14 protein-coding genes are annotated in these 10,834 nt (G+C 65.2%); 8 read left to right on the forward strand and 6 right to left on the reverse strand.

Annotation, left to right across the window (positions count from 1 at the left end; genetic code table 11):
- Positions 1-127: 127 nt before the first annotated feature.
- Positions 128-985, reverse strand: a complete 858-nt coding sequence (locus AB0P23_RS25095; RefSeq protein ID WP_032381231.1) for a PPK2 family polyphosphate kinase — start codon at positions 983-985, stop codon at positions 128-130.
- Positions 986-1,017: 32 nt separating this feature from the next.
- On the opposite strand from AB0P23_RS25095, the gene AB0P23_RS25100 reads away from it, so the two are divergent.
- Complete coding sequence (locus AB0P23_RS25100) at positions 1,018-1,479, forward strand: PPOX class F420-dependent oxidoreductase (RefSeq protein ID WP_094622934.1); 462 nt, start codon at positions 1,018-1,020, stop codon at positions 1,477-1,479.
- Positions 1,480-1,549: 70 nt separating this feature from the next.
- On the opposite strand, the gene AB0P23_RS25105 is transcribed toward AB0P23_RS25100, so the two are convergent.
- Both AB0P23_RS25105 and AB0P23_RS25110 read right to left on the reverse strand, forming a co-directional pair.
- Complete coding sequence (locus AB0P23_RS25105; RefSeq protein WP_363799749.1) at positions 1,550-2,539, reverse strand: iron-siderophore ABC transporter substrate-binding protein; 990 nt, start codon at positions 2,537-2,539, stop codon at positions 1,550-1,552.
- A gap of 16 nt (positions 2,540-2,555) precedes the next feature.
- Positions 2,556-3,101, reverse strand: a complete 546-nt coding sequence (locus AB0P23_RS25110; protein ID WP_363799751.1) for a type 1 glutamine amidotransferase domain-containing protein — start codon at positions 3,099-3,101, stop codon at positions 2,556-2,558.
- A gap of 72 nt (positions 3,102-3,173) precedes the next feature.
- Here AB0P23_RS25110 and AB0P23_RS25115 point away from each other — a divergent pair, with 72 nt between their 5' ends.
- Positions 3,174-3,347, forward strand: coding sequence for a hypothetical protein (locus AB0P23_RS25115; protein ID WP_167326064.1), 174 nt, complete (start codon positions 3,174-3,176; stop codon positions 3,345-3,347).
- Here AB0P23_RS25115 and AB0P23_RS25120 read toward each other — a convergent pair.
- Positions 3,344-4,021, reverse strand: a complete 678-nt coding sequence (locus AB0P23_RS25120; protein WP_228139367.1) for a TetR/AcrR family transcriptional regulator — start codon at positions 4,019-4,021, stop codon at positions 3,344-3,346. The two genes, AB0P23_RS25115 and AB0P23_RS25120, sit on opposite strands and share 4 nt — an antisense overlap.
- Positions 4,022-4,161: 140 nt before the next feature.
- Here AB0P23_RS25120 and AB0P23_RS25125 point away from each other — a divergent pair, with 140 nt between their 5' ends.
- From AB0P23_RS25125 to AB0P23_RS25145, 5 genes are all read left to right on the forward strand, one after another.
- A complete protein-coding gene (locus AB0P23_RS25125; protein WP_363799753.1) occupies positions 4,162-5,436 on the forward strand; it encodes a DUF445 family protein in 1,275 nt (424 codons plus the stop codon).
- A gap of 73 nt (positions 5,437-5,509) precedes the next feature.
- Positions 5,510-5,977, forward strand: coding sequence for a helix-turn-helix transcriptional regulator (locus AB0P23_RS25130; protein WP_027498394.1), 468 nt, complete (start codon positions 5,510-5,512; stop codon positions 5,975-5,977).
- Positions 5,970-6,764: a heparin-binding hemagglutinin gene (locus tag AB0P23_RS25135; RefSeq protein WP_032365180.1), complete on the forward strand. Its 795-nt coding sequence runs from the start codon at positions 5,970-5,972 to the stop codon at positions 6,762-6,764. The genes AB0P23_RS25130 and AB0P23_RS25135 overlap by 8 nt, the downstream gene beginning before the upstream one ends.
- A gap of 67 nt (positions 6,765-6,831) precedes the next feature.
- Positions 6,832-7,122, forward strand: a complete 291-nt coding sequence (locus tag AB0P23_RS25140; RefSeq protein ID WP_027498392.1) for a DUF2516 family protein — start codon at positions 6,832-6,834, stop codon at positions 7,120-7,122.
- Positions 7,123-7,196: 74 nt separating this feature from the next.
- Positions 7,197-8,228: an alpha/beta hydrolase gene (locus tag AB0P23_RS25145; protein ID WP_032365182.1), complete on the forward strand. Its 1,032-nt coding sequence runs from the start codon at positions 7,197-7,199 to the stop codon at positions 8,226-8,228.
- Positions 8,229-8,238: 10 nt separating this feature from the next.
- Here AB0P23_RS25145 and purU read toward each other — a convergent pair whose 3' ends face one another.
- Both purU and AB0P23_RS25155 read right to left on the reverse strand, forming a co-directional pair.
- The gene (gene purU, locus AB0P23_RS25150; protein WP_032399561.1) at positions 8,239-9,123 is read right to left on the reverse strand and encodes a formyltetrahydrofolate deformylase; all 885 of its coding nucleotides are present in this window, start codon (positions 9,121-9,123) and stop codon (positions 8,239-8,241) included.
- 13 nt (positions 9,124-9,136) lie between these two features.
- A complete protein-coding gene (locus tag AB0P23_RS25155; protein WP_363799755.1) occupies positions 9,137-9,979 on the reverse strand; it encodes a class I SAM-dependent methyltransferase in 843 nt (280 codons plus the stop codon).
- 58 nt (positions 9,980-10,037) lie between these two features.
- On the opposite strand from AB0P23_RS25155, the gene deoC reads away from it, so the two are divergent.
- Complete coding sequence (gene deoC, locus AB0P23_RS25160; RefSeq protein ID WP_032399559.1) at positions 10,038-10,688, forward strand: deoxyribose-phosphate aldolase; 651 nt, start codon at positions 10,038-10,040, stop codon at positions 10,686-10,688.
- The last annotated feature ends 146 nt before the right edge of the window (positions 10,689-10,834 follow it).

Here is a 10,834-nt window from a genome sequence, read left to right on the forward strand (position 1 = left end):
ACGACTCGACGGCCTGAGCCCGGTGCAATACCGAGCCCAGGCCCTCGCAGCCTAGGATTTCCATTAACCGGTCCAACCCACGGGGTCCAGTGCACGTCGATGGACCATTCACGCCTTCGAAGGGGGTTCAGCTCTCGGCGAGTCGCTGCTTCTCGTGTTCGACATCGAAATCGGCTGCGGGCCAATCGAGATCGAGCTTTTCGAGCGCGTCGATGAGAATTTCCGTGACGGCCAGTCTGCTGTACCACTTGCGGTCGGACGGGACGACGTACCACGGTGCGTGGTCGGTATCCGTGCGATCGAGAACCCGCTGATACGCCGTCCGGTACTGCGGCAGGAAACCACGCTCGGTGACGTCGCCCGGGTTGTACTTCCAGTGCTTCTCGGGTCGATCCAGCCGCTCCTGCAGTCGCTTCTTCTGTTCGTCGGCCGAGACGAACAAGGCCACCTTGACGACGACCGTGTCCTCGTCGACCAACTCCTTCTCGAAAGCGTTGATCTCGTCGAATCGCTTCTCCCACACCTGCCGTGGCACGAGGTCGTGGACCGCGACGACGAGAACGTCCTCGTAATGGGACCGATCGAACACCCCGATTCGGCCTGCGCGCGGAAGAGCTTTGCGGATGCGCCACAGGTAGTGGTGTTGCTTCTCCTCCTGGGTCGGCACCCCGAACGACGCGAGGTCGACGCCCTGCGGATCGACCATCCCGATGACGTGCTTGACCATGCCGCCCTTGCCCGCAGTGTCCATGCCCTGCAGCACGAGCAGAACCGACTTGGTGCCGCCTGCGCGCCCGTGGGCATAGAGCTTTTCCTGGAGCGCCGCAAGGACCGCACCGCGCTGCTCGAGGACGTCGTTGCCGTGTGCTTTCGCGCCGTCGAACCCCGGAGTGGCGGTGAAATCGATGTCCTCCACCCGAGGAGAGGCACTGGCGCGCAGCACATCGACGGGAGAGAGCGTCCACAGTTTCGACTTGTCGGCCATAGGCGGAAGACTACTTCTCTACCATGGGATTCATGGCCCCTACCATCGCAAAAGCCGAGACTGTGTCGCGTGAGCAACTGCTCGAATTCGTATCTCCGCGGCACCACCACACCCTGATCACGCGTAAGCGCGACGACAGTCTGCAGGTCTCCCCGGTGTCCGCAGGCGTGGACTCGGAAGGCCGCATCGTCATCGCCACCTACCCCGAGCGCGCCAAGGTGCACAACATCCGCCGCACGCCGGCCGTCACCGTGTTGGTACACAGCGACGACTGGAACGGCGACTACGTCCAGGTCGACGGGACGGCCGAGATCATCGATCTCCCCGACGCCGTCGAGCCTCTGGTGGAGTACTTCCGCAGCATCGCCGGCGAGCACTCGGACTGGGACGAGTACCGCGCGGCGATGGTGAAGCAGGGAAAGTCGTTGATCCGCATCACGATCGACACCTGGGGCCCGATCGCCGCGGGTGGCTTCCCGCCCGGGAGAGTGTGACAAGCCCCCGGGAAGAGTGTGACAAGCCCGCCCGGGAAGAGTGTCGCAAGCCCTCCCGGGCGGGTGTGAGCTAGGCCTTCAGTGGTGCTGCGAACAGTGGCACTGCGTTGTCGAGTGCGTATCGGGTTCCCGCGACCGAGGCGGCCGAGAATGCGTTGGACAGGTCGGTGTCACCGAGCACGACGAGGCGTCCGTCGCGGGCCGACGGGAGTCCCTGGATGAGCGGGTTCTCGGTGATGACCTCGGGTCCGCTGCCGATGGGGAACATGACCGTCAGGTCGGCGTCGAGGTTCGCGATGTTCTCCTCGGACAGGTCGACGCTAAATTTCCCGGGTTGGGCGAGGTCCTGGATGGCCGGGGCGTTCGTCAGTCCGAGTGCTTCGAGGAAGTCGACTCGGGTGTCGCCGCGTACGTAGGCCCCGCTCTGGCCGCTGTACAGCGTGCCGACGGCGACGGACTTGCCGGCGAATTCCGGGTTGGCAGCGACGGTCTCGGCGAATTGAGCCTTGGTGTCGTCGATCAGCTTCTTGCCTTCGTCGACTTTTCCGAGCGCCTCGGCGACGATCTCGGTCTGCCCGTCCCATGTGGTGCCGTAGGCGACGTCGGTTCCCGGAGGGGCCGCGACAGTGGGGGCGATGTCGGACAGCTGGTCGTACACGGCCTTGTCGTTGGTGCTCCGGGTCCACAGGATCAGGTCCGGTGCCAGGGCGGCGACCGATTCGACGTCGATGTCGTAGGTGGCCAGGATCGTCGGGTCGGTGTCGTACTTTTCGGTGACCCAGGGGCCGAGGCCGTTGCCTCCGACGCCGAGCCAGTCACTGGCTCCGACGGGTTGCACGCCGAGAGCCAGTGCGGTTTCGGCGTCGGACCAGCCGAGTGCAACTACTCGCTGGGGGTCGGCCGGCACCTCGACCTCCCCGAACATGTCGGTGACGACGGTGCCTTCAGCAGCCGAGTCGGCCGAGTCGCCGCCGTCGGAATTACCGGATCCGCACGCGGTCAGGGTCAGAGCGAGGGCCACGGCTGCCGCAGGCAGGGCCAGAGATCGAGAAATGCGCATAGGGCACGCTAACCTATCAAGCGCGGAAGTGCTCCACGATCTTCGCGCAGAAGGCAGGCAGGTCGTCGGGGTTACGACTTGACACCAGGTTGCCGTCCACGACCACTTCCTCGTCGACGACAGTCGCACCGGCGTTGCGCAGGTCGGTCCGAATGCTCGGGTAGGACGTCAGCGTGCGGCCTTTCAGTACGTCTGCTTCGGCCAACGTCCACGCGCCGTAGCAGATGACTCCGACCGGTTTGTGCGCCTGAACGAATGCGCGCACGAACTCCACTGCGTCCGCATCCACGCGCAGTTGATCGGGATTCGTGGTGCCGCCGGGCAGGATCAACGCGTCGAAGTCGTCGACCGATACCTCGCCCGCGATCTTGTCGACACTGAACGTGTCGCCTGCGTTCACGTCGCTGTTCATGGCTTGGATGTCGCCGTGATCGAGCGACACCAATGTGACTGTGGCACCAGCATTTTCGACGGCTTCACGGGGCTGCACCAATTCGACCTGCTCGACACCGTCGGTGGCGAGAACGGCAATGCGGCGTCCGGACAATGTTTCGTTGCTCATGCTCGTTCGGATTACCGGCGCGATCGAGTTTCAAACGAGAACCGTGTGCGCGGCAGTGGTACGAATGGACACATGAGCGAATCACCGATCGAATCTCCGACCGAGGATCGCGTCGAGCAGAATCTGCCGATCGCGGACGAACCGGACGAGCCGGATGCGGGCGATCTCCCCGTCGAGGCCGACGCCACGGACGTCATCGAACAACGCACCGAAGTTCCGCTCGACGACGAATACGACGAGCGCTAGGACTTACCCGGCTCGTCGTCCACCAGAGGATGCGGCTGAGACTTGAACTTGGCCGGTGAGCCGTCGGCCATGGCCACGCCGTGGATGCCGCCCCACATCATCATGCAGAGGTAGTCGATCAGGTCATCGGCGGACATGGACTTGTTCGAGATCCACCAGTGCGTGGCCAACTGGACTGCGCCGACGATGGCGAACGCCCACGGCACCGAGCCGCCCGAATCCATCTCGCGTTGGCGCAGCCGCTCACCCAACACGGTGGAGAGGAGTTCGGCGATCATGCGCTCGGACTCGGCCACCACGTCCCGGTTGTTGCCGGCGTTGTTGGCCATCACGTAGAGGTACACCTCGGGATCGGTGGCCACCGTCTCGACGTAGGCGGTCACCACCACCCGGGTCAGCTCGTACTCGTCGAGCTCGTGGGAGATCGCGGAGTAGATGCGCGGCGCGAGGGTGGTCTCGACGTACCGAGACATCGTCGCGCTGGTCAGATCGTTCTTGTCGGTGAAATACCGATAGAGCACCGTCTTCGAGATACCGATCTCCGACGCGATCTCGTCCATCCCGATCTCGCGACCACGCAGCCGGATCGCGGCCAACGTACCGTCGACGAGCTCCTCGCGTCGGGCGATCTTGTGCTCTCGCCATCGACGCTTGCGGCCGTCCGGCTTCTCGATCTTGGGCTTGTCCGCGTCCGCCTCGGGGGCGTCCTCCGAGGCTGCCGCCGCACTATTTTTCACCACGTCACCCACCTTATGCGTCGGGTACGACACAGGAGGGGGCCGTGCCCGGTTGATCGGTTGCGATTCTGGGCACAATGTCGGGTGTGCAGCTCATGAACTTCGACGACGAGACCAAGCGTCGCGACCTCCGCAAGATGAAAACCGTCGCGACGGGATTCCTCGTCTTAGCCTCGATCGTCTATCTCTTCTGCCGCTGGCAGGAATCCACCGGGGCCGGGGCATGGGTGGGGTACGTCCGAGCGGCGTCGGAGGCGGGCATGGTGGGCGCGCTGGCGGACTGGTTCGCAGTGACGGCCCTGTTCAAGCATCCGCTGGGCATTCCGATTCCGCACACGGCCCTGATCAAGAAGAAGAAGGACCAGCTCGGTGCCAGCCTGAGCTCGTTCGTCGGTAGCAACTTCCTCGCGCCCGAGGTCGTCTCGGAGAAGGTCGCGTCGGCCCAGGTGCCGTTGCGACTCGGCACCTGGCTCGCCCAACCCGACAATGCGGAACGGGTGGCGGCCGAGGCGGCAACGGTGCTGCACGGCGTGGTCGACGTGCTCAACGACGAGGACATCACCGCCGTCATCGACAGCACCATCGTGCGCCGACTGGCCGATCCGCAATGGGGGCCGCCGATCGGCCGCATCCTCGACGAGCTGCTTCGCGAGAATCGTCAGCTGCCGCTGATCGACATGCTGGCCGAGCGGGCTCATCAGTGGGCATTGGGCAGCCAGGAAATGATCGATCGTGTGGTCGCCCGGGACTCGCCCAACTGGTCGCCGAAGTTCGTCGACACGCTGCTGGGGGAGAAGGTCTACAAGGAACTCGTCGAGTTCACGTGGAAGATCCGCTCCAATCCCGAACACGAGGTGCGCCTGGCGGCGAACAAGTTCCTCGTCGACTACGCCAACGATCTGCAGAACGATCCGGCCACCATCGAGAAGGCCGAGAAGCTCAAGGCGCAGATCATGGGCCGCGAGGAGATCACCGGGCTCGCCGCGTCGACGTGGAAGGTGGCCAAGCGTCTGATCACCGAGTCGGTCGACGATCCGACGAGTACTTTGCGCAACAAGATCAAGGAGAACACGGCCAACTTCGGCATTCGACTGCGCGACGACGACGAATTGCGCGGAAAGGCCGACGGATGGCTGCTGGGTGGGGCCCGTTACATCGCTGCCAACTACGCCGACGAGATCACGACGATCATCGGCGACACCGTCGCGCGCTGGGACGCCGAGGAAGCGAGCAGGAAGATCGAACTGCAGGTCGGACGGGATCTCCAGTTCATCCGGATCAACGGCACCGTCGTCGGTTCCATCGCAGGCCTGGCGATCTACACCGTCTCCGATCTGATCTTCGGGCACTAGTGCTAGCAGAGTGCTTGCAATAGTTAGCACCCTTCGGTACCGTCCAGTAGGACACCGAAACCAGGAGGCCGAGATGGCCGAGAACGAGGGGGATCTGGTCGCCAAAGCGACCGAGGCGACGCAGGTGGTCGCCGAGGCCGGAGACCTTGTCGCCGCAGTCGTCACGACTGCAGCCCAGGACATCGGAAGCTACATCCGGTCCCAGCGAGAAGCCGCACAAGTATCCATGCGGCAGCTCGCGAGCAGGGCCGGAGTGAGCAACCCGTATCTGAGCCAGATCGAACGCGGACTACGCAATCCGTCCGCAGAAGTGCTTGCGCAGATAGCCAAGGGTCTGCGCGTCTCCTCCGAGGTGCTGTACGTCCGGGCCGGGATCTTGGAAGCGCGTCCCCACGGTCCGGTGCGCGAAGCTCTGCTCGGCGATGAGCACATCACCGAACGGCAGAAGCAAGTGCTGATCGAGATCTACGACTCGTTCTGTCGTGAGAACGAGTCGACGCAAGAGCCCGAAACCGACGAACAGGAGACACCAGATGTCTGATTCCAAGAACTTCGAGAACGTCAAGACTCCGATCTACGCAGCTGTCGGTGCCGGCGACGCAGTCGTCCAGGCCGTCGCAGATGTCGTGGCACAGGTGCGCTCGCGCGCCGAGAGCCGGACCAGCGAGGTCAACGCCCGAATCGCAGACCTCTCCGACGAGGTCACCGAGGGCGTCGAGTCGCTCCGCGAGCGCCTGACGAACCTGCCCGCAGAGCTGCCCGACGAGATCGCCGAGCTCCGCGAGCGCTTCACCCCGGACGAGCTTCGCAAGGTAGCCGAGGCGTACCTCAAGGTCGCGTCCGACCTGTACACCTCGCTCGCCGAGCGCGGCGAAGAGACCGTCGAGCGCATCCGCCGCACCCCGGCAGTCGAAGAAGGCCTCGAGCGGGCCAACTCCGCCGCCAACGACGTCGTCGACCTCACCGAGCACGCTCTCGGAACTGTCGCATCGCAGACCCGCGCAGTCGGCGAGCGCGCCGCAGCTCTCGCCGGCATCGCGTCGGACAAGGTTCGCGAAGGTGCCGACGAGATCTCCGAGGCCGCCGACGAGCTCGCCGAGAACATCGACGAAGCCGGCGACGAAGCCAAGGACAAGGCCGTCGAGGCGTCCGACAAGGTGAGCGGCGTGGCAGGCAAGGTCGAATCCAAGACCCGCGGCACCGCCGACGCACCGATCAAGAAGGCTGCTCCGGCACCGGCCAAGAAGGCTGCCCCGGCACCGGCCGCCAAGAAGACCGCACCGGCACCGGCTGCCAAGAAGGCTCCGGCCAAGAAGACCACCAGCTAAAGCACTCGTAAAGAAAACGACCCCTGCACCGCACGGTGCAGGGGTCGTTTCTCGTACACTGGGCGACGTGATTGCGAGCAGCTTCTCCCAGACGATCTTCCTGATCCTGCAAATCATCTCGATTGCAGGGGCTGCGTACGCAATCTTCCACGCGCTACGCCAACGTGCCGACGCTTTTCCGGCCACCGGCAAGCTGACCAAGAACGCCTGGCTGGGCATTCTGGCCGTCGGGCTGCTGCTGACGCTGATCGGCCCGATCGTCATCATGTTCTGGATCATCGGAGTCGTCGCGATCGCGGTGTACCTGGTGGACGTGCGTCCCAAGATCGACGGAATTCAGCGCGGACCGCGCTGGTAGAGGGGCTTCAAGCACCCGTTCGGCGCTGGGCGTAACCTCTACCGCACCCGCTCGGGGGTCACAGGTAGAGGGGAATATCAGTGGTTTCACGCAAGGTAATCGAACGTTCGCTGCTCGGAGTCGGAGGCATCGCCGCTGCCGCGAGCATCGGGGCCTTCGTCGTTCGGCGACGTCGACTCCATTCGTTCACCAAGACCACGGACGTGCAGCCGGACGAGTTGCTGCAGCATCCCACGGCCGAGCCGACCGTCACCGAAGTCGTCACCGACGACGGCGCACACCTGCACGTGCGCAGCTACGGTGACCCCGATGCCGAACCCGTCCTGTTCAGTCACGGTTGGACCTGCTCGGCCGATTACTGGTTTCCGCAGATCAATGCGCTCGCAGGTCGCTACCGCGTCATCGTTTACGACCAGCGCGGACACGGGCGCAGCGACGTCGGAACGCGTCCGCTGAGCCCCGACGTACTGGCCGACGACCTGTCGGCCGTTCTCTCGGCCACCGTCACCGAGGACAACAAGACCGTCCTGGTGGGGCACAGTATGGGCGGCATGTCGATCATGGCGTGGGCCGGAAATTACCCCGATCAGGTCGACCGCCTGGTCAGCGCCGTGCTGCTCGCCAGCACGGCGACGGATTCCCTCGTCCGAGAGACCACCGTCATCCCGTTGCCGCAGCGCTTCCCACGGGTACCCGCTCCGGTGGGACGCGCTGTGCTGAGCTCGGCGCTACCGCTACGGCCGTCCCCGGTGACCCGCCAGGCCATCAAATACATCTCGATGGCCCCCGGTGCCACGCCCGCCGAGGTGGCGTTCTGCGAGAAGATCGTGCTCGAGTGCGCGCCGCGTACCCGGGGTATCTGGGGCGCTGCGTTGAGCGACCTCGACATCCGCGAGGCGCTCGAGAACATGTCCGTGCCCACCAGCGTGCTCGTCGGATCTGCGGATCGACTGACCCCGCCCGTGCACGCGCGCAAGCTCGCCCGAGCACTCGACGACCACGACCACCTGAGTCGACTGATCGTGATCCCCGGAATCGGCCACATGAGCTCGGTGGAAGCGATCGACGACTTCAACGCCGAAGTCGTTCGTCTGCGGAACCTGTGACCCGAACGGTCTAGCTGAACACCACGGTCTTGCGTCCGTGCACCAGGACGCGATCCTCGAGGTGCCAGCGCAGGCCGCGGGAGAGCACCAGCTTCTCGATGTCGCGCCCCTGACGCACCATGTCGGTCACCTCGTCGGAGTGGTCGACGCGGATGACGTCCTGCTCGATGATGGGACCTGCGTCGAGCTCGGCCGTCACGTAATGGCACGTCGCGCCGATGAGCTTGACGCCACGGGCGAATGCCTGGTGGTACGGCCGAGCACCGACGAACGACGGCAGGAAGCTGTGGTGGATGTTGATGGCGCGACCGGCCCAGTGCTCGCACAGCGACTCGGGCAGCACCTGCATGAAGCGCGCCAACACCACTGCGTGCGGGTCGTAGGAGTCGACGAGCGAGCGGACTTCCTCGAAGGCCGGTCCGCGCTCGGACGGGTCCTTCGCGAACTCGACGTGATGGAAGGGTGTTCCGTGCGCCGCAGCGATGGGCTCGAGCGACCTGTGGTTGCCGATCACGGCCGATATCTGGGCGGGTAGTTCCCCGCCGGCCGCGCGGCCCAGGAGATCGTGCAAGCAGTGTGCTTCCTTGCTCACCAGCAGTACGACTCGCTTGGGTGCGCCCGAATCATGCAGTGCCCATTCGGTTTCCGGACCGAGCTCGGCAGCCACTTCGGCGAAGCGGGCCCGCAGATCCTCGACACTCATGCTCACCGACGAGGCCCGCACGGCCTGACGCGTGAAGAACCAACCGGTATCGGGATCGGCGTGATAGGCGGCCTCGACGATCCAGCCGCCGACCTCGGCGAGGAACGTGGAGATACGGGCGACGATGCCCGTCTTGTCTGGGCAACCGAGGGACAGAACGTAGCGGCGATCCTCGGACACGGAAGAACTCATGAGGGCAATTCTCTCAGGGCGCTCGCAACCCGGTTGCCACCAGTGTCCCGAGATCGATCGAATCGATGCCGCGCTCGGTCAGCGACGCGAACAAGTCCGCTCGAATCCGCCCGACCGCTGCCTCGTCGAACGGGGTGAGGGCACCGCGCAGAGCACTGCCCAACACGAAGCTCCACACGAACGACTCCGTGGCAGGTACATGATTGCTCAGCTCGACCACCCGGACGTCCGTCGTACCGGCCGCCGCGAGCCACGTGCCGAGCAGATCGGCCGTCTCCATGCGCCGGATCGGGTGCTTGTCGTACCCCTCCTGCGCGAGGCGGCCCATCTGCTCCGTGGACGGTGAATGTGCTGCGATCACCTCGAAGTACGCACGGGAGAACGCCTCGATCGCGCCCTGACGCCACACCGTCACCCCGACGCCGCCACCCGGCCGGACCAGCGACACCAGACGCGAGAAGTCCCGCTCGGGATTCGGCAGGAAGAAGATGCCGTACGAACACGCCAGGGCGTCGTATCCGGCGTCGGGAACGGTAGACGGCGGTTCCCAGGCCGTGGCGTCGGCGACGACGAAGTCGATGTTGCGCAGGGCGCGTTCGGTGGTGTGCACCCGGCCCACCTCCAGCAGGTCGTCGGCGAGGTCGACGGCATGGACCAGGCCGTCCGGGCCGACAGCTGCCGCGGCGGGAAGCGCCGACGCCCCCGTGCCGGAACACACGTCCAGTACGGCGTCGCCGGATCGCAGCCCCAGAGCGAACGTCAGCGACTGCCCGGCCGGGCCCCAGACCAGCGGCGTCACCGCGTCGAACTCTCTGCTGGTGGCGTTGAACGTGTCGGCGAGCGAGGCTGCGTCCATAGCCGAGAATGGTAGACCGACAGGGCCGCGACATGCGGTGCTGTGAAAAGCTGGGTTCATGACACTCACCCGCGCCGCCCTCGCCGGAATGGTCGATCACACCCTGCTCAAGCCGGAGGCCACGGCCGCCGACGTGGAGGCCCTCATCGAGGAAGGCCGCGAGCTGGGAGTGCTCGCCGTGTGCGTCTCCCCGTCGATGCTGCCGATTCGCGCCGAGGGAATGATCACCGCTGTGGTGGCCGGATTCCCGTCGGGCAAGCATCATTCGCTGATCAAGGGATCCGAGGCGCGGCTGGCCGTGCAGCAGGGGGCCGACGAGGTCGACATGGTGATCGACGTCGGCGCGGCCATCGCCGGGGACTACAACGCCGTACTGGCCGACATCGTGACCGTCCGCGAAGGCATCGGCGACGCCGTACTCAAGGTGATCATCGAATCGGCAGCGCTGTCCGATGAGGCGATCGTCGAAGTGTGCCGCGCCGCGGAGAAGGCCGGAGCTCACTTCGTCAAGACATCGACCGGATTCCATCCCGCTGGCGGCGCGAGCGTCGAGGCGGTGCGGCTGATGGCCGAGACCGTCGGCGGACGATTGGGCGTCAAAGCCAGCGGCGGCATCCGCACCACGGACGCTGCCCTGGCCATGATCGACGCCGGTGCCACGCGGTTGGGGCTATCGGGTACCCGTGCGGTGCTGGACGGGCTGAACTAGAGCGACTGCGTCGCACGTGCACGGAAACTCGTAGTGGGCTACGAGTTTCCGCTCAGTGATACTGGAGTCGTTCGTCGGGGTGGAAGGTATGACTCGTTTCCGCTCTGACGCCGATGGCTGTCTTTCATGTGATGTGTCGGCCTTCG

Origin of the sequence: Rhodococcus sp. NPDC077669, assembly GCF_040686915.1 — a bacterium.
Taxonomy (GTDB): domain Bacteria; phylum Actinomycetota; class Actinomycetes; order Mycobacteriales; family Mycobacteriaceae; genus Rhodococcoides; species Rhodococcoides fascians.